Here is a 20,758-nt window from a genome sequence, read left to right as displayed (position 1 = left end):
TATTCCGCCAATTCCGGGGTACCTGCATCTGCGGGGCTTAGAATGTGTAATGATATAGTATAATGATCAGCATACTACAATGAACAATAGCCTATAGATCGGAGTGTGTCAGATTGAGAAAAAACCTCACCCTCGCCTTGGTCCTGATATTTTCCCTGCTGTGGATTCCAGGGGTCTATGCTGCAAATATTCCTGCACAGCAAGGAGTAATTACGGATGAAGCCCGGCTGCTGTCTGCCCAGGAAGCAGAGAGCCTTGCCCGGATTGCTACTACAGACCGGTACACCTTCCATGTCTTAACCGTTGATTCGCTGGCCGGAAGCAACATGTCCAGTTATGCCGCGGATGTATATGATACCTGGGGGCTGAAGTCCCGGGACATCCTGCTCCTGATCGCTTATGAAAATCAGCTGACTGAGATCAGCTTCATTAACCCCGGGCTGCAGGATGCGCTCGATGCCTGGTCCTTACAACAGGGCGGAGCTGCAGGTAACGCAGCAATTAACAAGCTGCTGGAGAAATATTTCAATCCTTATGCCAAAAACGGAGATATCCCTGAAGGCATACGTTCTGTGATCCAGCAGATGCAAGCCATTGGCAGCAGCGGACAGAGCAGTAATACCGGCAGCGGTGCGGCAGGCGGTGCGGATGCCGGTACGGCAGGAGCTGGCTCCGGTCCTAACGGCAGCAGCAGCAGATTCCCTCTCCTGCCGGTCGCAGGCGGTCTTGTCTTGGCCGCCCTGCTGATATTGCTGCTGTATGTGGCAATTACCGGAATGCGCCGCCGCAAGGGACTGTCCGTGCAGCGTGAGCAGCTCGCCGACCTATTGGTACGGGCGAACCGCGCTCTGGAGTCCCTTCAGCCTTTCCAGGGGATTGTGCAGGGCAAGACTGGTGAGAGGGTCGAGGGCATCTCGAAGCGCCTGACCTCCCGGCTGGTCGAAATCTCTGCATTGCAGACCGCCGGGCAAGCACCATTGCCGCCGTTCTACCGCTTGTCTGCGCTTAAGGCGGCGGCAGAGCAGCTTCAGCAGACAGAGGGGGAATTCCGTGCCTCCCTGGAGGAAGAGGAGAAGAATATCGCAGTCGTCAGCGATGCCGACCGGAACGTCAAGCAGCAGATCACCGAGCTGAAGCAGGCTGCCCCGGAGCTTGAAGAACAGCGGCAGCAAGCGGCCCTGGAGACGGGCTATACGCTGGAGGAGATTGCCCAAGATCTTCAAGAGCTGGCCGAAGAGACGGCCAAGGCAGATCAATTGGAGCTGTTCGACCCCATTGCTGCCCAGGAGATTACTGCACAAGCTAAAAAGCGGCAACAGCAGATTGAGCAGGATATGCAGGATGTGGGGACCTTTGACGATAAGCTGAAGGCCTTCCCCGGTGTCCTGGCGACTACCCGCAGCCGGATTGCCGGGCTGATCGACCAGAACTCCCTGCACAATATGAAGGTTAAGCCTTACGACAGCCTGGAGCAGTCTTCCGCTGCCGCCAGTTCCATGGAAGCGCCGCTGCACAGCGGCGATATGGACGAAGTGCGCCGGATTGGCGCTGACATGGATGCCCTTCTGACTGAAGCCGTGGCCATGACGGAACGCCAGGCTATGATCCGGCAGAATAACCTCAAGGATCTGGAGACTGTACGCAGCACATGGGCAACGCTTAGCCAGCGGCGGAACGAATTACAGAGCCGGCTTGCCGGGGCGAAGAACCGGTTCGCCCGGAAGCACCTGGACGCTCTGGAGCAATTGCTTGAGGAGGCCGGAGGCACGCTGCGGCAAGGCGCGGCGGAAGTGCCTCAGCTTGAGACCTGGACCAGCGATGCACGCGGAGAGTATGACAATGCCCGCAGCGGGCTGGACCGGCTCCTTGCTTTGCAGGATGAGACGGCAAGCAGCATGAGTAGCATGAGCAGCAGTTTGGACACTCTGGAGGAGCGCCTCGACAGCTTGAGCAGGCTGTTCACAGAAGGGCAGAGCCGGGTGGATGCCGCCTACAATCTGCTGCACAGCAGAGGAATTGCCTCGCAGAACCGCTTCCAGCTATCCCTGCTGCCTGAGTATACCGAGCTGGAGCAGCGTCTGGCCTCGGGTCCTTACGATCTGGATCAACTGGAGGAGACAGGACGCTCCTATGCTTCACAGATTGCTTCCTTCGTAGAAGAAGCGAACCGGCTGGTCCGTCAGAAGGAAGAGGCCGAACGCGCAGCCCAAATGGCCATGCTGCGGGAGCAGCAGCGCCGGGAACAAGCCCGCAGACGCAATTCCGGCCCGCCGGGCGGAGGATTCGGCGGCGGGCTTGGCGGCGGACGCTCCTCCGGCGGCTCTTCTTGGGGCGGCGGCGGTGGCGGCGGACGTTCCTCCGGCGGCTCTTCGTTTGGCGGCGGCAAATCCGGCCGAAGCTCCGGCGGCTCCAAGTGGTAGCAGTGGGCACGGACACAAGCAAAAAGACTTCAGCCAGGGTTAATGGCTGAAGTCTTTTTTTATTCATGATCATTCTTCTTGAAATTGAAGTATCCCCATGAGACAGGACTCAGCCATTGATCAGCCGCGCATGAATCAGCATACGGTACAATAACACAGCTGTCTCTGCACGGGTTAACGCCTTGCCTGGACGAAGCTCGTCTTCATACCCTTGCACTAGTCCCCCTGCAATAGCTATACGGATCGCCTCATCAGCCCAGCTCCCAACTTCACCGCTGTCCACGTAGACTGACAAATCGACAGCCTTCCCCGCAGAATCTGTAACCGAGGCCGCATTGGCCATCTGCAAGGCCCGGATTATCGTAACGATCGCTTCTTGCCGTGTTACCGCTTGATGCGGTTTAAAGGTCCCGTCGGCGAAGCCATCCATAATTCCGTATGCCTGGACAGATTCTACGGCTCCGCTGTACCAGCCGGACTCTGCTACATCGCTGAAATCCAGATGACCTTCGGCTTCCGGCAGACCCAGCGCTCTGGCAAGCAGTGCAGCAAGCTCGGCCCGCGTAATCGCCGCCTCGGGGGCGAATCTTGTTCCGTCTATCCCCTGAACGATCATTCTGCTGTTCATGTTGCTGATTTCTTTTGCAGCCCAGTGACCCTCCAGATCTATAAATGCCGGTGTCTTAGCGACCAGTATATACGCGCTGTTCGTAAGGCTATGAATCACCGCAGCCCGCTGCCCGTCCACTTCGACGAATGCTGTAGATACCGGACGCGCACCCAGCTTTTGATCCCAGACCATGACAGTGGATGCTGCCAGGACATCCTTAGGCAAGTAGATGACCCGTTCCACGTAATGGTTGAAGCTGGAAATCTCTTGCCTGACCTCCTGACGCACCACATGCACATCGAAATAAATCGGGGCCGCAACCAGCTGGAACCCGCCCTGATCGGCCGCTTCCTTCAATCCGGCAAGCGCTTCACTGTCCCCGCGCTCGATTGTAATTTGAACCTCGGTCCCGTCTGTGAAGTCCGGCAGCTGATGTACGATTTCAGCCAAAGGCAAACGGTATTGCCCGTTCCGGGTCTTCAGTGTAATTGCCCCTACCTGCTTCTCCATGAACGAAATCGCACTGCCCGGTAGCCGAAGCGTCATCTTATCCGCCTCTTCTTCAATGGCAATCGTAAGAGCCTCCTCCGGCTTAAGGGACAGCGAATCCAGAACGTTCTTAAGTGAGCCTGTATCTATCCGTACAGCAATCGCCTTTATTTTGTCCGCACTCATTTCAAATGAAGCCATTCCAGATACCCCTTTATCATTAATCCGAATCATTATTGAACGGTTCTGCGGCGGCTGACTTGGAGTAACCGCAGGCGATGACGAATGGTTTGTGCCTGAATCGACAGCCGGCTCTGCTGGCGCAGCTGAACGAATCACAGTCAGGATGTATGTGCGGATAGTATAGTCTTGCGCTGTGACTGTTACCTCAAACCGGTTCTCACCGATTGCAAGCGGGTATTCCCCGGTGGTCAAGTTAGGGCTGATCTGCGATCCGTTTACTTGAAGGGCCGACAGCTCCTCTGCAGCAGTAATCCGCATCTTCAATGCATATACAGCGTGATCTGCTTTTACCGTATAGTTTGCTACCCCCGGCTTAAAATCAAATCCGACTTGCCCTCCCAAACCTGTGAGCTCCCAAGCTATTAAGTCTGTGTTACTGCTCAGAGGGACAATGTTGCTAATCTCAATGACGCTGACATTCGCGTTCCCCGCCCCGTCTGCCACGTATACGGAATAAATTCCATTCTCTTGCACGGTAAAATGATCTTTAATCTCTGTACCTGCTGCAGTGAAATAGGCAATATCCCGGCTCCCTGCTGCCCACTTCACGGCAGAGATTTGATTGAATTCCCCATTTGTCTTCCTGCATTATGTAATGAACTCATTAGCTCACGAAATACGTGTACATTCCAACCCCTGCGGCCACCAAAGTAAAAAAGCCAAAATACCATTTGGTGAACCGTAGACTCGCTCCGGTACCTTCCCACCAGATCTTGACAAAGACGACGATTCCGAGGATTAATATACTTACAAAAGCGATGAGTGCGTTCTCCATTTAATGTATCCCCCTACCTCCTTAAGTTTGATGCAGCGAACAAGAGGAACCTGTTCCGCCGTCTAGTAAGCCGCAGACCTATATTGCTTCAATTTCAAGATAGAGCAAATGCTTCAAATTCTCTATACCTATAAAGGAGTATCCTCTAGAATATAGGATAGAAATCACCAGTACGCATACAGTAGGGGTGTTAATAAAATGGAAGAAGTTCAGTATACTCAAGAAATTACGCTCAGGGCATTGATGAACGGGCAGCCCTGCCTGAAGCCGGAGCTGTTTCTGCATCTGGCCCGGGCCATTGCCGCCGCGGTAGGGAAGCTGCATCAGCAGCAGCTTCTCCATCTTGCTCTGCGGCCGGAACATATCGTTGTTTACCAAGGTGAGCAGACGGCTGAAATAACAGCTCCCTGTTCTGCCGTGTACCGCTCAGCAGAAGGGTATATCCTCCCCCCCGGCTACAGCCTCCCAGCTGCCGGTCTGCCGTACTGCTCACCGGAGAATACCGGCAGGATGCACAGAGCGGTAGATGAGCGCAGTGATCTATACTCGTTAGGCATTATTTTCTATGAAATGCTTGCAGGCAGGCTTCCTTTTCAGGCTGAAGATTCACTCGAATGGGTATATATGCACTTGGCCCAAAGCCCTCCCCCCCTTGCACATACAAGAGCCGATCTGCCTGAGGGGCTGGAATCCATCATCATGAAGCTGCTCAGCAAGAATCCGGATAAGCGCTATCCGAGTACTCATGTGCTGATCTCGGACCTGGATACCCTTGGACTAGTCCAGGACAGAATCCTTACACAAACACGTTATCACGGGAGAACGCATGAGCTTGCTACTCTGACACAAGCCTTCTATTCCGCTTGCCTGGGCTCCACGGAAATGGTGTACATATCCGGAGAAGCCGGAATCGGCAAAACCAGCCTGATGGAGCAAATGTTCCAGAACCAGCAGCATGCCCGGCAGTTCTTTTATATCACCGGCAAGTTCGAGCAAATCTCCAGCCAAAGTCCCTATCATCCGATTATCCAGGCCTTTCGCGGACTTCTGCGTCATCTGCTGGGAGAGCGCAGGGACACGTCCGAATTCTGGGCGGAGCGGCTGCGGAATGCCTTGGGCTCAAGCGCCCACATCATTACTGCGATGATTCCGGAAGCCGCACGGATATTGGGAGACTTGCCGGAGGCCGAGACACTGCCGGCCAATGAATCCAAGAAACGGTTTATTTATGTCTTCCGCAAGTTTGTGCAGGCCCTCGCTTCCCGTGAGCATCCGCTCGTCCTGTTCATTGATGATCTGCAATGGGCGAATGACTCCTCGCTCCAGCTGATCCATGAATTGTTATGTGATCCGGAGTGCCAGTATCTGATGTTCGTCTGTGCCTACCGGCATGAGACGGATCTCAGCAAGCTTCCGGGATATGAAGAGGATGGCACGGTAACCGATCAGGCACTTGTCCATCACATTCATCTGGCTCCGCTGAGCCTTGCGCAGATGAATCCGATTGTGATGGAAGCCCTGAACAGTCCGGCCGATACAGCACTTGCTTTGACCGAACTGGTGTATCCCTCTTCAGGAGGCAATCCATTTCATTTCAAGCAAATTCTCCGCCGGCTTCAAGATGACAGCATTCTGCGCTACAGTCCCGAGCAGCGTCGCTGGCAATGGAATCTGGGACAGATTATAGAGCAGACTCCCAGCTATGCCGTCAAGGATCTGCTGGAGCATAGACTGCACCGTCTCCCAGAGGATGCGCGGCAGTTGCTCGCCATTGCCGCCTGTATCGGGAGTGTGCTTCAAGCGCAGGATATTGTGCATATCGCCGGGCAGACCCACTCTGAGCGCAGCGACGCCTGGTCGATCCTTGAAGCCGAAGGCATGATGATTTCGTGCGGCGACGGCCAATTCCGGTTTGCCCACGACAATATTCAGAAGCTGATCTATAGCAGAATAGACGATGAGGCAAGGCATAACCTCCATCTCAGGATTGGCAGGTTCCTGCTTGAAAGAGACGGCGCCTGGATAGCGCATGCCTTTGATGCAGTCAATCAGCTGAACCTGGGCTCGGCGGGAATAACAGACCCGCGAGAGATCTTGCAGCTGGTGCGCCTCAATCTGGAGGCGGGAATAAGGGCCAAAACCTCCTCTGCTTACGACATCGCGCTGGAGTATTTTGCCCAAGGACTGGAGCTGCTGCCGGCAAAGGATTGGGAGAACGAGTTCGACCTTTGTTTCGAATTGTATATACATAAAGCAGAATGCGAATATTTATGCGGAAATATCAGACAATCCGAACTGGAGCTTGATGCTCTGCTGCAGCATGCCCGCAATCCGGTTGAACGCAGCCGGATTCAGTTAATCCGGATCATGCAGTACATCAACCAGGGCAGATATCTGGAAGGCACTGCGCTTGGACTCAGCAGTCTGCGGGAGCATCGCATTATGATCTCTCCCCGGCCCGGCAAAGTCATGCTTTTGATGGAGAGTATGAAGCTTGAGCTCCTGCTGAACGGCCGGTATGACCGCCTCGCGCATTTGAAGGAAATGTCGGACCCTGAACGGATTGCTGCTATGAATCTGCTTTTTGCCGTGGTGCCTTCAACCTTTTTCACCAACAAGAAGGTGTATTTCCTGTTGGTGTGCCGTGCCATCCAGCTCTCGCTCACATACGGGAACACGCCTGCTTCTGCAGCCGTATACTCGGCTTATGGTATGATTCTGGGCAATACACCGGGCAAAGCCCGCAAAGGTTATACTATCGGCGAGGTAGGGCTGGAGCTCTCGGATCGTTATAATATTCCTTCCATTAAAAGCAAGACCTACACCGTATTCGGCGGCGTTCTGTGCCAATTTGCCGGAAATTCACGTGAAGGGGAGGCCTATCTGGCGAAAGCGCTGCGCCATGGCCTGGATGCGGGGGATTATGTGTTTGCCAGCTATGCCATAGGCGCGCATATCAACGCCTTGTACTCAAGAGCACCGCTGGGGGAATTCGCGCGGACACTGGCCGAGTATGCCGTAGTGCTTGATACCACCAAAGACGAGTTCGTGAAGAAGAACATTCAGCTGTTCCAGCAATGGATTCTGGCGCTGCAAGGCCGGTCGGCTGAACCCGATTCCTTCAGCGGAGCTGGCTTCAGGGAAGAGCTGTTTTTGGAGGAAATCCGTAAGGAAGAGACCTCGTCCACCACTTTATTTCAATACTGTACCTACAAAACGCAGCTATGCTGGCTGCTGGGCCGTTACGATCAGGCGCTGCAGTGGGCGAGGAAGGCTCGTGTACATGAGGCGTATGCCACCCATTTGCCCCATTTGCCTGAATGCTTGATGTACGAAGCTCTCTCTCTGATGTCCATGCCTGTACACTGGCGCAAATCCGCACCTGAACACCGCCGCCTGCGGCGCATTCTACGCCGCTTCAGACAATGGTCATTGGCCAGTCCGGTCAATTACCAGTCCAGATATGATCTGCTGCAAGCCGAATTCGCCCGGGTATCAGGGCAGCTTCCAAGAGCTGAGGAGATGTATGACCGTGCGATCCGCGAGGCCAGGGAATATGAAGAGGTGCAGATCACCGCTCTTACCGGTGAACTGGCTGCCAGATATTACTGGAGTTGCGGCAAAAGCACCACGGCGTTGTTCTATTTAGAGACGGCTGCCGGGGGCTACAGCGACTGGGAGGTGCTGATCAAGGTGTCCCAGATAGAAGAGCTGCGCCTCCAATGGCAGGCTGCAGTCGATCCGGTACCTGTGCCTGCATCGACAGCCATTAGCCAGGGAAATCCCCGTCAGAGCGCGGAACCCTTACATTCAGTCCAGAAAGAGGCGCATGCTGTGGAACCGATGGATTTGGCTGCAATCCTTCAAACCTCCCAGGCCATCACAAATCCGCTGGATATAGACACTGTGCTCAGAGAGATGATGAGTACGCTGATGAAATATGCCGGGGCAAGCAAAGGCTCACTGCTGACAGGCAATCAGGATACCCTGTACATTCAAACCTATGCGGATTCTGAGAACCCTTCGGTCTCGTCACCTGCCGAATTGACAGACAGCATTCTTTTGCCGGAAGGGATTATTCGGTATGTGTACCGTACACAGGAGGAGGTGCATTATACCGGCGGAAGCGACAGCTGGCTGATTCATAACCCCTACATGGCCTACCACCGGCCCGGTTCTGCCTTGTGTATTCCCGTAACGGTACACGGTATGATGCTTGGCGTCCTCTACCTGGAGAACAAGCTGACCAGCGGCATCTTCGCGGATGAACATAAGGCGGTTCTGCTGGCACTGGCCTCCCGCGCCCTGCTTATGTGTGTGCTGCAGAGTTCGGGCGAGACTCCGGGTTCACAAACAGAGCAGACCGAGGCGCTACTGCCACTGCCTGCCCTGCTGGATGAACCGCTCACAGAGCGTGAATTGGAGGTTCTTACCTTGCTGGCAGCAGGATTATCGAACAAAGAAATTGCCGACCAGCTGATCATCGCCATAAGTACCGTTAAAGTGCATGTCAAGAATATTTTTGCCAAGCTCAAGGTCAACCGCCGCACCAAAGCTATCGCCCAGGCCCAGGAGCTGAAGCTGCTGGGTTAGCACCCCAGCTCTCCCTGCTGCCGGAGTATGCCCCTTATACTGGAACATATCTGACAGCTCACTATGATATCCCCCAGTTCCCTATTCCGAGCTGCGCACGCACAACAGCGATCCCCCGGTAACCGGAGAATCGCTGTTGTGTCATGTTATTGCCGTTCAGTGAGACTCATCCTCCAGAAACGGCTTGTTCACATAGTAATACATCACGCCCATTAGCACGCCGCCGCCGATCAGATTGCCTAATGTGACCGGGACGAGATTATGCACCACGCCTCCCCAGGAGATCGTACCGGGGTGATCCAGGACGAGAGCAATCGCGAAGGTACACATGTTGGCAATACTATGCTCGTACCCCGAGATGAAGAAGCAGAACACGAACAGCACCATGGCGAACATTTTGGCACCGTCGTTCTTCATTGACATCGGCACGAAGAAGGCCAGACAGACGAGCCAGTTACAGAGAATCGCCCGGAAGAACAGTTGCATCGCCGGTGCTTCCATCTTATGGGCCACCACATTCAGCAGGAACCCGTTGACAGAGGAATCATAGAACAATCCGGTCAGAAAAATAAGCAGGGCAAACGCCGTAGCCCCAAGAATGTTGCCCAGATAGCTGACGACCCACATCCGCACAACCTCAGTCCATGCCAGCTTGCGCCTCAGTGCCGCATAGGTGTAATAAAAAGTGTCCCCGGTAAATAAATCTCCTCCACCGTAGGAAATCAGGATGATGGCTGCGCCGAAGGTGATCGCAGCCATCGGATAGGTCATCGGCGATTGTTCCATATAGAAGAAGTTGCCTGTCTTAAAGGCTACGATCACGCCGAATCCGATAAACATGCTGGCGAGCATGGCCCTGGCAATGTACCGCCATACGCTTTGCCGGAAGATCTTCTGTTTCTTAAGTGCAAGCTTCTCTACCTGCAGCAGTGCCTCGTTCTCCATTTGACCCTCCGTATTCACTTTATATTTTCAGTGGTGCCGGAAGACTGATGTACAGCCTCCAGCTATTATACCCAATAAACCACTGGAAATTGCTTGAATCACAGAGCATCAATAATTTATGGATTTCGTTCACTGTCTGCACCCTTGTCACAGGACATTATCTTCCCGATCATTCAGGCTGGCAATCGCCTCCGCCTTCTCACTGCTGGCTACGACGATAAGCACCACGATCAAGCATCCCAGAATCATCCCGCTTATCCCCTCTTTCTCCACAGGTCGCCTTAGTGACAACGTATGTGGAGGAGCGGGATAATATGAGTAGGATTAGCGGAGAATCAGTCAGTCAAACCGCCAATATAATAATTAAGCGCCTTATAATTAGCATCATAGAACAGGATAATGTAGTCTTCCGGCTGTCCATTCCGCGCCGCATCATCAGATAACTGAATTCGCTCATAAGGATAGATACTGTTAGTATTCCGGTAATCATTTAAATACTGTACTGCAGATTCTGCAGAGAATTCTTGCTTAGCTGCTGCCAACGCTGATTTAGAGGTCGCTGTGAAATAGACCGCCTCGGGATGCGTTTTCTGATAATCTTTTAAAGATACATAGTCTATACGGGTACCGTTATTATAATCCCGGACCAGCTTAACTCCATCCCCAATCTGTGCCGCCGTTCCGTCCCACACCGGCCGCTTCGACGAGAAATCTACCAGCTTGGTGGTATAACGTATTGCTTGCCCTGCCTTATTATAATAGACCACTGTAACGTAATTCTGTCCGCTCTTATCTGTCACCGGAAGAACTACTGAATGAATGTCAGCAAAATCAAATTCCCCATAAGGGCTTGGTTGTGCTAAATCCTCTGCACGAACAGGATTGGCTGTAATGTAATACGAGAAGCTGCCTACGCTTCCCTTCAACTCATCCGGGAAACCCATCCAATTCATACTTATTGTCTTGCCGTTGAATTGATTATACCCATCAATAATTACGGATTGAACCAGATCCATATTTTGAAGTGGTCCCGATCTCTTGGCGTCCATAAGAGCTGATACAGCATTCTTAAGCTTAGTCTTGCGTTCTCCCCAATTGAAAGAATCATCAAACGGCAAGTAGGCTCTATAAGCCCTGTTAACTGCATCTTCATCCATTAAAGTTACATTCGAAGGAAGCTCGTCAATTCTTTTCATGGCTGCTTCTAATTTCAGGTCTGTGCTAAGTATCACCTTACCCGTGTAATAACCCAATGGCTTCATCTCGGAATCGAGGAAAATAATGGTGTATTCATCTTCGTTATATGTTTTGAAATTATATAATGTGTCATAGGCAAACGGGATATAGCCCGGTGACGAAGCACCTGCTGCTGCATTAGAGGATACTGTGGCATCAACCACACTGACCCAGCCGTCTCTGTACACTTTACGCGAAGCATGAATGATATCATTCAATTCCAAATTCAGGTTACTGTCCATATAGTACTTCGGGGTAATTGTATATCCCACTGCTCTTCCGCCAAATTGCAAAGCAGCATCTTCCACATCAATAGTATCCCGATAATATACTTGGGAAGACACTGTGCTGAATTTCTCCTGGGTAATAGTCACACCACTGTTTAGTAACATTATACTGCTATAAGCCTCAGTAACTGAGGGCTGCAAATTCACCTTTTGAGTATAGAATCCGGTCACTTCATTAGATGAATTCCGTACCACAACCGAGACATATTTATCGCCTGCTGTGCCAATCCTGCTCTTTGGAATCGAAACACCGGTATATGTCAGCGTCTTCAACGAGTATCCCGTACTAATAGAAGCGTACTGGAGATTGGTAAGCTCCCAGTGGAGATCTCTAGAGCTGATCGGCTTCGCTGTTACATAATAAGTTATCTGGTCATTTAGACTGATAGTTCTTCCAATCACCCTGCTATAATCAACTTCTAGATAAACAGCATTCGTAACTGAATCGTCAGGGCGAGAGGTGATGCTGATATCCAGCGCCGGAAGCTCCTTGACCGGTAATTCATTAACAGATTCCGGGCTTGGTGTCGGTGTTGGAACCGGCGTTGGTGTTGCCGCCGGAGCCTGGGTTGGTGTCACCTGAGGACCACCGCCACCGCCACTACCGCCGCCACTTCCTCCCGCAGCTACAGCAGCAGTTGCAGTTGGTGCAGCTGTAGCTGCGGGAGTAGCCGACGGTGTTACGGCTGGAGCAGGCGTCGCCGCTCCCTGTGCAGATTGACCCGATCGGGAGACTGCCGCATCGATCAGCGCTAAGGATTCTGCACGGGTCAAGGCTTTGACAGGCCCGAAGGTTCCATCCGGATACCCTTTAAGCACCTTCGCTGTGACTGCGGCAGCAACACTCCCTTTACTCCAGGATGCAATCTGGCTTGCATCACTGAATACTTCCAATACCTCTATACTGCCCGCGTCCAGCTTCAGCAGCTTGCTGACTATAACTGCTGCTTCCTGGCGGTTAATCGGAGCATTCGGGCGCATCTCATTGTTGAAGCCCTGGATATATCCAGCCGCTATAGCCTTCGCAACCTCACTATACGCCCAGCTGGTAGAAGGCACATCGGTGAATTTCACCTTACTCTGTTCCGTAAAATGATAAGAACGGTTGATGAGCGTCATGAACTCCGCTCTGGTTATGATCTGGTTCGGTTTAACCGATCCATCTCCGAAGCCTTTAAGCAAGCCGTTATCCAACCAGCTCTGAATCGTTTGCTGAGCCCAATGTCCCTCATAATCCTTTGTCACTGTAGACTCGGCTACCGCTGTCCCCATAGAACCAAACAGCATCCCCGCTCCGACTATACCTGCCAATATTCCCGTTAACTTCCTGATCATCAATACTCTCCCCCTGAATGTACGACTGAACCCATCTCATAATATCTCACCGGAATATATTAGTAAATTAGAAATTTAACAACAAAAAAAGCCCGCCGAATCCATATCAGCAGGCTTGGTGCATTATTCAAGTTATTTTACCGGCCCAGAAGCAAACCCTTAATTCAAAAAGCTGCTCAGGCCGTTCTCCGCCTGCTTCAAAGCCTGCGGCTGTGAGCCTTCGTTAAGCCCGAGCCGGTTGTTCAGCTGGGTGTTGATGGTGGTCATTTTGGACGTATAGTCCTGACAGCTCTCGATGATCCGCCGGTTGGACTGCTCTGAGGTATCCAGGGCGCTGAGCAAGTCGCCAATAGCCTGATTCACGGCTTCCAGCGACATGGACGGCTTGGAGAGCAGCTCCGTTGTCTTCTCGGTCGTCGTGCGCAGCAGCCGTGCATTCTCCTTGAACTGGTCCTCGATGGTCTTGTTGGTGGCTTCGACCGCATTGATGACATTCTCCTGATCGGCCAGGGACATGGCAATCATCGCTGAGACGGTGATCAGGTTAGAGGTCTTATCGATCGCGTTGTTTACGGAATCGATCAGCTTGTCATTATTGTCATTGATGATATCCGTTGCCGCAATCGCCTGATTGTAGAGCAGAATCATCTCGGTCATGGACTGAATCCGCACCATAACCTTGCGCAGCCCGCGCTCCAGATACGCTTTGCGGAATTCATTCTCGGGCTTGGCGATCTCCACCTCGAACAGCTCCTTCAGCTTGTTGCCGAAGGCGATCTTGGTCTGGAGGTTATAGATCTCCTCCATGGAGGTGCGCTTCAACTGGCGCATGTTAACGATGCTCTCCTCTAGCGTATCCCGGCCGTCACGCAGACCGGTGATAATGGCATCAATGTTGGTGCGGACCGACTGATATTTGTAGACATAATTTTTAAGCGGGCTTTTGCGCAGCATTTTGCCGAAGAAGCTGACATTCTTACTCTGCTGAAGGTTCTCGCACTCATTGCGCAGCTTCATAATCATATTCGGCACTTCCACCCGCTTGCCGCTCATCAGGTCATTGACGGGGCGGTCCAGCAGCTTCAGGGTCTGGCCTGCCTTCTCCTGCGTCTTCACCCCAAGCTTCCCGATATCATCCATCAGGGAATCCAGTGCCACCGTGTCAGTCTTGGCCACCTGCTCAATTAACTGGGAAGCCTCCTGGACTACCTTCTGCTCATCTTCTTTTCTAAGCTCAATTAACTGCGTGGACATGGCTATCCTCCTCCTATAATTCGGAACTGCTGTAGCGCTGATGAATCAGTTCCGCCTTGGTCTGAAGTTCCATCAGGTCTTTGTGCTCGATCGTCGACGCAATATCGGAAATTTTGGCATCAACATCACGCAGACCGTTCAGCAGCATTCTCCGGTTTCTTGTCTTGGCTTCGCCGCCCAGGCGCAGGAACGGGTTGATTACTCCATTAAGGTCCTTCAGCACCAGCCTGCGGACGGTATGGTTAATCTCACCGTTACCCAGCTCCTGCAGCAGTGGAATGACGCGCTGCAGCCTGGCGAACAGCGCCAGCGACTTCTCGACAATCTCATTGTCCAGCGTATCCTTCTGCCCTTCGGAGATGATCATATCCTCCAGGATGCCCAGATACTCCACCACCGGAGCGAACTCTGCTCCGATCTGTATGTCCTCCCTGTGTCCGGCACCCGAATGGGCCGGGGAGGCCTGTCCCGCAGCAGCAGGAGAGGCAGCGGCAGCAGACGAAGCCTGCGGCGCGGCGGAGGATGCCGCCGGAATTGCCTGCGGCTCCTGTCCGGCAGGAATCACCTCTACCGGGAGATTCACTTTGGTGCGCCTGAGCTCCGGCACTGCAAGTGCTGCCCCGATTACCGGGAGCAGCAGCGAGACCAGCTCAGGCAGGAAGCCGCTGGTCAGTACGGCTACAACATAACCGGCACCGGCATACGCCAGTACTTTGAATTTAGCTTGCATTCCTTCTCACCTCTTATGAGCGTGAATGCTACACGCTCAATTCACGGAATCCGTAATGACGGATTCTCCGTTTATTCTCATGATCAGCGGCTGCTCGACATGGCTGGCCAAGACATTATGCTCGAACGATGCAGGCATAACCTCGCCGCCGAGCGCGCTTTTGACAGCAAGATAAGGGAAATTGATTCCGGACAGACAGGAGATATGCAGGCCGCCGGACATCCGCGGGTTAATCTCCAGCAGCTTGGGGACGCCACCGCTGTATTTCATCTGGATATTGAAATTGAACGGAATCCGGTACGTCTCAGCCACCCTGCGGGCCACCTCCGCAAGCTCCGGGATATACTCCATCAACCGCAGGCGGCCGCCTGCCTTACGGCGGGGAACTGCGGCCAGCAGCCTGCCCTTCTCATCCGACAAGCAATCAATACTATATTCATATCCCTCCAGCAGCTCCATCACCATCAGGTTAGGGAAGCTTCCGGCTTCATCAAGGATACGGTAAGCTTCCTCGAAGGAGATCAGCGGAGTCACATGGCCGAACAGCTCCTCCACGGGACTGCGGTCATTGTCTATGATCCGGAATCCGAGTCCCCCTTCCGTCTCGGTTGGCTTGAAGCAGACCTTGTGTCCTTTAGCCGAGAGGTCTTCATAAGCTTCCCTGAACTCCTCCGCATTACTAACCACATGATAATCAGGAATCGTCATAATCCCGGTGGTCTTCACACTCTCATAGAACTTGCCTTTGTCCATGATCATCTCCAGCAAGTCCAGATCACGGCAGACCAGCACCTTCGTGCCGATCTCATCGAACAACGAAGCATGCAGCGCGATATCGAGCATATGCAGCCGGGGGATGAAGATATCAATCTCGTTCCGGCGGCAAAAATCAACACAGAACTGCACATATTCAATGCCTTCGAGCGCCGGCTCGGTTCCGGCCACATCCGCGCCTTGCAGCGACATATGGTGGATATCCGGGTGGGTGGCAAAGATTTGCACCGGAATCCCGTCTTCATTGCTCCGGATGAGATTCATATAGTGATAGGCAACAGAGAACCAGCGGTTGAAATATATATTTACCTTTTTCATGGTGGCGGTCCAACTCCCAATGCTGTCGAATGTGTATAGATCCTGTGAACATACTGCATAATCTCATCCGCGGCAAATACCCCCGGCCGCTCAGTAAACGGATACTCTAAGTGTACTAAACCCGCCTGCTGCTCGGCAAATATTTCTCCGTGGCAGGGAGCTATGGCATAGTCGGCGGCGGCGAGCAGGCTCTTGTCCAGAAGAGAGTCACCGGAGGCGACCATCGGCTCTGAATGCACGGTGCGGCGGACATGAAGAATGGCATCGCTTTTGTTCACCGCCTCCGGCACGATATAGAGCTTGCGCCCCTGCAGGGATACTCTCCAGCCAAGCTCACCCAGCCGTTGAGACATCCGGGCAATCTCCTCAAGCGGCAGCGAATCACGGTGAACCACGAAGGTATAGAACAGCTCATCGCAATACCGCCGGCTAATGATCCATTCTTCCTGAACAACAGCACGCACGATGCTCTCGGCCTCTTCCGCCGCAGCGGAGCCGCGTTCCACCGCTCTGCCGACAGCCGTCCGCCAATCCTGGTCCACTATCCCGTTCACAAGAATATTGCCGCCATTGCTGGTGATGGCATAATCCGGAATGACCGTCTCCTGGAACAGGTTAATCCGCCGGTACTGGGCAATGGTACGTGTAGTCACCGGCATGAAGACGATCTTCGCCGCCAGCTCTTTCAGTGTAGCCAGAGCCTGCTGTGAGATATACGATACCACCTTGCCGTCAACAACCTCTGCCGGAACCAGACCGGGGGTATCCTCAGGAACGCCTATCGCGCTAAGAGAGTAGATCAGCGTGCGGTCCAGATCGCTGGCGTAGATCATTCACTCTCCCCTTTCAGCGGCTTGATGATTCCGCAGCAGGAGTAGGTCAGCCCGGGATAGACCTCTACCGGCACGCCCCGGTCCTCCGCCAGCAGCAGAATATGCCGCAGGTTTGGATTGTCCAGCCTGTCAACAAGGATTCTCCAGGGCACTCTCCGCAGCAGCACACGTGTCGTCTCCCCCACTCCTGGCTTCACCAGATTGATATTATCGATGCCGAAGGTATCCTGGATACTGCGGATATCGGCCAGCCCCTGCCAGGTAATCTCCGGCGGATGCTCCAGCATCTCCGCAGCCTGTGCAAGTGCCTCTGCTGCTACTTCCGCGAAATACGGGGTAATCGCTTCAACGAATACGTTGGACAGATCACTGTCCAGCCATTCCTTGTAGAATTTGGCCCCGTGGAATTCCTCTGGCCCGATCAGATCATCACGGAGCACTGTACGGCTCATCAGGCCGGACACCGTGGAGTTCAGGCAGGCGCTTGGAATCAGATAATCCTCCCGGGTGCCGTAGGTTCCCGAGCAGTGCCCGGGATCTGCGAGTACCGCCAGATCATCATTTAGCGTAATGCCATATTTCTTATGCATACTCTCACAGGCCTCTATCAGCACCTGCCGGATGGCCCCCTTACCGGTCCAGCCATCGATGAATTGCAGTTCGGCATCCCTTCCATGCTGCTGTAGCATATAGAGCACCGCATTCTCATCAATCCCCTTGCCGCGGATAATCGAGATGCTGTAATGCGGAAGATCCGCTCCATATTTCTCAAGAATATAACGTTTGATCAATACCCCGATCGGAGTCCCTGCTCTCGCCAGGGAGACCAGCACGGTATGCGCCGTTCCCCGCCGGGCTACAATCATCTCGGACACCACAGCTACAGCCTGCGCCACCTTCCTCGCAGTCTGCTGCAGCGTCTCATGAAACAATTCGATATACTGCTCTGTCGGCTGGTATTCCACCGGAAGCATCTCCGAATAATGCACGCCGGACTGAATCGCTTCCTCCCGCTCAGCCGTTCCCCGCTCCAGGGATACATCGCTTAGATCCTTGAGCAGGAAGGTAACATCGGAAGCAGGATAGCTGCCCAGTGCCACCGGAGGGGATATTGTTCTATTGTGAATGGCTTCGATATCTATTCCCTTCATAGCCCTGAGCCTCCCGTATCTGGTTCTGAGCTGAGTACAACAAGATGTACCTTATTGCCCGCCAGCCTCTGTAAAATATCCGTCATCGGCGCAATCCGCTGCCGGGGCACCTCGCGCTCCAGCAGGACGATGATATCGTCATACTGGCCGGGGTCCACATTATAGATGAAATTCATGATCTCCGTATCCCCTGCGGATGGATACGCGGCCGCACTGTGCACGCCGTAATCCGCACGCCGCTCGGGATGGATCGGACTGCGGGTTGAGGACTGGTACAGCACGCCCCCTCCCATCTCTGCGGCGATCCGCATCGGCAGATACATGAACTCGCCTACGCCCATCACCAGGGCACGGGAGCCTTCCCGCAAGCTCCGGAGCTGCTCGGCCACGCGGCTTACACCGGCATCAAGCTGCACATTATCCGCAGATTTCAGGCCAAAGCGGCCGCTGAGCTTCAAATATGCCGCAGGATTGATCACGCCTTGTGCATCCACAGAGGTTACAGGCAGCCGTTCCAGGCCGTCCCGCACATAAGTAGTTACAAGCTCTGCACCTGTGGTAGCAGCGGCTCCGTTATCGGCTGCAGGCTGCAGCAGCGGAACCCCCTCAACCTTAATGCTTCCCTGCAGCAGGGATAGAGCGGTAATCCGTATCCCCAGCTCCTGCTCCAGCTCACGGTACGCCTGAATATTCGCCTCGCTCCGCCAGTCGAGGAGCGAAGCCACTACATATTCGCGGCGCGGGAATTTCGACTGAATGTCCCGGATGATGTTGACCGCCGTATTGCCGGTGGTAATCTCATCATCCACCAGGATGACCGGTTCAGTCCCTGACAGCAGGCTGGCATCCAGCGCGTAACAGAGGTGGTCCATCGCATGGGAATGCTCCTCCACGAAGGTCACCACCGATTCCAGCTCAGGAATCATCTCACGCGTGGTATGAATATAAGACGCGCCGCCGGCGAATGCATTATACATGCTATGGCCCAGGGCGGTAGCGGTTTCGGCGAACCCGATAAACAGAACTGGCTCAGGCAGAGCCAGGCGCGCAGCAAGCAGAGCATGATAAGCTTCTTCCGCATATTCAGGATGGATCAGGCCATGAACGGCCTGGTTCATCAGCGGGTCCATAACCTCCCGGTCAGCGGTATCCCCACTCATCTCCAGATACAGGAGCAAGGCGAGTGCCGCTCCGCTAAGCAGCGGGGTATAGGGCCCTACGGGAATGTGCTTGCCAAGCACTTTGCTGACGAACAGGAAGGAGCGCTTCTTATTGATTCGTGCAGCCATGGAGAACAAGGACTCCACAGGCATATGAAAAGGATTGGAGGTTTCTGTTACCGTAACCTGCAGATTCTCGACGATATTAAACGTGTGTGTATTCGTTCTCGGGCAGTAATCCGACAAAATGCTGTTGTTCATGTAACACCCCGTATATTTGAGATCGTAATAAGATTCGTCTGGCCCAGTTCAAATGAGGCTTGATTTCATTCATTTTGTTATAGTATTCACTCTTGAACACGCCGCGGCTGCCATCGTTGCTGTCTACAATACTTAAGGCATCCACATACTCTTCATGCATTACGGTATACATCGCCTGCACGGGTCTGAGGTGGGAAGGGTGGATAATGGTTTTGCCCACAATGCCGTTCTCCTTGTCCAGAATTACTTCCCGGATCAGCCCGTCCATCGAGCTTGAAATGAAGCTGTTGCGCATCTCGCGGCCATGCTTGCCATAAGTATCCTCGAAGGGCGTCTCCCTCAGCTGCGGGCGGAGGACCCGGTGTCCTTTGCTGGCAAAATACTCCCACACAGGACCCGAGATCACGTATCCTTCCTCCACACGGCCAAATACGTTAATGATATCCGACATGCAGTCGCGGATCGGCGTCAGGTCATAGATGCTGATATCCGGGCTGCGCCGCAATCCGAACAGACTGGAGAAGTCCGTAGCCCCAATCCGGACATTCAGCACATACTCGCGGTATTGCCCCAGCAGATCCCGGACCCCAAGCAGAGTGTCCATCCGGCTCTCCCGGTAGATGATCGGTGCATTCTCCAGAATTGGCATCCCGTACAGCACCGGGGCTGAATAGCTGCGTGTGTCATTGTAATCGGCAATGGCCTCGAAATAATCCGTACCGTTCTCTACGGAGAACTTGGGGAAGACGAAGCCGGTCAGCATGGTGATTAATGATCCCAGCCGAAAGATCAGATCCCGCAGCTGTGCAGGGTTACGTACGCGGATGAACAGCAGCGGAAGACTGCCGCGCTGGTCCGGCTCATTCTCCGCATAAGCGGACAGAAATGCCAGATGCCTGACGATGGATTCTTCGGCATAATCCACTTCACCGTCTCCTATGGCATCCTCCAAATCTATGATTACCGTGATAAGCCCCGAGGCTCTCAGCTTAATAATATCTTCGGCAACACTGGCACGGGTGGCCGGCATATAAAGGGCTGCTCCGACGGCATAAGCCAGTAAATCCTTGCAGGTAGTATGATCAAATGAAACCGGCGGAACATGGAATAATGAGGCTTCCTGTTCTTGTGTGAGGTAATCGAAATATCTCAAGGCCCTTCCCCCTTAATGTTGTGCCAGCACAATCCAAATGGCCTTTGGCTGCGAGCAGAACCAGCTATGCCGTCCTCTCGGGGACGGTATCCGGCTTGCTTAGAACCCAAGCAAAGGCCATGCTATAAACCTGTTACGATTACCCGAAAGGCGTGCCGGAGTCCACCCTTCCCGTGAACCCCGCGCCTTCC

13 protein-coding genes are annotated in these 20,758 nt (G+C 53.5%); 2 read left to right on the top strand and 11 right to left on the bottom strand.

What is annotated here, in order from left to right:
• Positions 1-113: 113 nt before the first annotated feature.
• Complete coding sequence (locus NST26_RS01305) at positions 114-2,420, top strand: TPM domain-containing protein (RefSeq protein ID WP_340978312.1); 2,307 nt, start codon at positions 114-116, stop codon at positions 2,418-2,420.
• Between the two features lie 109 nt (positions 2,421-2,529).
• Here the strand turns inward: NST26_RS01305 and NST26_RS01300 are convergent, their stop codons facing one another.
• Together NST26_RS01300 and NST26_RS01295 are read right to left on the bottom strand one after the other, a co-directional pair.
• A complete protein-coding gene (locus NST26_RS01300; protein WP_340978310.1) occupies positions 2,530-4,104 on the bottom strand; it encodes an S-layer homology domain-containing protein in 1,575 nt (524 codons plus the stop codon).
• Positions 4,105-4,366: 262 nt separating this feature from the next.
• Entirely contained in the window at positions 4,367-4,537 is a 171-nt protein-coding gene (locus tag NST26_RS01295; protein ID WP_340978309.1) for a hypothetical protein, read from the bottom strand.
• 198 nt (positions 4,538-4,735) lie between these two features.
• Here NST26_RS01295 and NST26_RS01290 point away from each other — a divergent pair, with 198 nt between their 5' ends.
• Complete coding sequence (locus tag NST26_RS01290) at positions 4,736-9,130, top strand: helix-turn-helix transcriptional regulator (protein WP_340978308.1); 4,395 nt, start codon at positions 4,736-4,738, stop codon at positions 9,128-9,130.
• A 156-nt stretch (positions 9,131-9,286) separates the two neighbouring features.
• Here NST26_RS01290 and NST26_RS01285 read toward each other — a convergent pair whose 3' ends face one another.
• The 9 genes from NST26_RS01285 to NST26_RS01245 form a co-directional block, all read right to left on the bottom strand.
• Entirely contained in the window at positions 9,287-10,075 is a 789-nt protein-coding gene (locus tag NST26_RS01285; RefSeq protein WP_036723535.1) for a formate/nitrite transporter family protein, read from the bottom strand.
• Between the two features lie 335 nt (positions 10,076-10,410).
• Positions 10,411-12,933, bottom strand: coding sequence for an S-layer homology domain-containing protein (locus NST26_RS01280; protein ID WP_340978307.1), 2,523 nt, complete (start codon positions 12,931-12,933; stop codon positions 10,411-10,413).
• A 159-nt stretch (positions 12,934-13,092) separates the two neighbouring features.
• Positions 13,093-14,187: a toxic anion resistance protein gene (locus NST26_RS01275; RefSeq protein ID WP_340978306.1), complete on the bottom strand. Its 1,095-nt coding sequence runs from the start codon at positions 14,185-14,187 to the stop codon at positions 13,093-13,095.
• Positions 14,188-14,200: 13 nt separating this feature from the next.
• On the bottom strand, positions 14,201-14,917 hold the full coding sequence (locus NST26_RS01270; RefSeq protein WP_340978304.1) for a hypothetical protein: 717 nt from the start codon (positions 14,915-14,917) through the stop codon (positions 14,201-14,203).
• Positions 14,918-14,953: 36 nt separating this feature from the next.
• A complete protein-coding gene (locus NST26_RS01265) occupies positions 14,954-16,009 on the bottom strand; it encodes an ATP-grasp domain-containing protein (RefSeq protein WP_340978302.1) in 1,056 nt (351 codons plus the stop codon).
• A complete protein-coding gene (locus NST26_RS01260) occupies positions 16,006-16,842 on the bottom strand; it encodes an HAD family hydrolase (protein WP_340978300.1) in 837 nt (278 codons plus the stop codon). Before NST26_RS01260 ends, NST26_RS01265 begins: the two co-directional genes overlap by 4 nt.
• Complete coding sequence (locus NST26_RS01255; RefSeq protein WP_340978298.1) at positions 16,839-17,993, bottom strand: cysteine protease StiP family protein; 1,155 nt, start codon at positions 17,991-17,993, stop codon at positions 16,839-16,841. The genes NST26_RS01260 and NST26_RS01255 overlap by 4 nt, the downstream gene beginning before the upstream one ends.
• On the bottom strand, positions 17,990-19,282 hold the full coding sequence (locus NST26_RS01250) for a phosphoribosyltransferase family protein (RefSeq protein ID WP_340980771.1): 1,293 nt from the start codon (positions 19,280-19,282) through the stop codon (positions 17,990-17,992). Before NST26_RS01250 ends, NST26_RS01255 begins: the two co-directional genes overlap by 4 nt.
• Positions 19,283-19,358: 76 nt before the next feature.
• Positions 19,359-20,567, bottom strand: a complete 1,209-nt coding sequence (locus tag NST26_RS01245) for an HpcH/HpaI aldolase/citrate lyase family protein (protein ID WP_340978296.1) — start codon at positions 20,565-20,567, stop codon at positions 19,359-19,361.
• Between the last annotated feature and the right edge of the window lie 191 nt (positions 20,568-20,758).

This window comes from Paenibacillus sp. FSL R7-0128, from assembly GCF_038002245.1.
GTDB classification, from domain to species: domain Bacteria; phylum Bacillota; class Bacilli; order Paenibacillales; family Paenibacillaceae; genus Paenibacillus_AQ; species Paenibacillus_AQ silagei.
Note: the sequence above shows the minus strand (reverse complement) of the source record. Positions and strands in the feature narration are given on the sequence as shown.

Coding starts and splice junctions, on each gene's coding strand:
- NST26_RS01280 (WP_340978307.1), bottom strand. CDS start 12,933: ATGATCAGGAAGTTAACGGGAATATTGGCAGGTATAGTCGGAGCGGGG.
- NST26_RS01275 (WP_340978306.1), bottom strand. CDS start 14,187: ATGTCCACGCAGTTAATTGAGCTTAGAAAAGAAGATGAGCAGAAGGTA.
- NST26_RS01295 (WP_340978309.1), bottom strand. CDS start 4,537: ATGGAGAACGCACTCATCGCTTTTGTAAGTATATTAATCCTCGGAATC.
- NST26_RS01260 (WP_340978300.1), bottom strand. CDS start 16,842: ATGATCTACGCCAGCGATCTGGACCGCACGCTGATCTACTCTCTTAGC.
- NST26_RS01250 (WP_340980771.1), bottom strand. CDS start 19,282: ATGGCTGCACGAATCAATAAGAAGCGCTCCTTCCTGTTCGTCAGCAAA.
- NST26_RS01290 (WP_340978308.1), top strand. CDS start 4,736: ATGGAAGAAGTTCAGTATACTCAAGAAATTACGCTCAGGGCATTGATG.
- NST26_RS01255 (WP_340978298.1), bottom strand. CDS start 17,993: ATGAAGGGAATAGATATCGAAGCCATTCACAATAGAACAATATCCCCT.
- NST26_RS01265 (WP_340978302.1), bottom strand. CDS start 16,009: ATGAAAAAGGTAAATATATATTTCAACCGCTGGTTCTCTGTTGCCTAT.
- NST26_RS01270 (WP_340978304.1), bottom strand. CDS start 14,917: ATGCAAGCTAAATTCAAAGTACTGGCGTATGCCGGTGCCGGTTATGTT.
- NST26_RS01285 (WP_036723535.1), bottom strand. CDS start 10,075: ATGGAGAACGAGGCACTGCTGCAGGTAGAGAAGCTTGCACTTAAGAAA.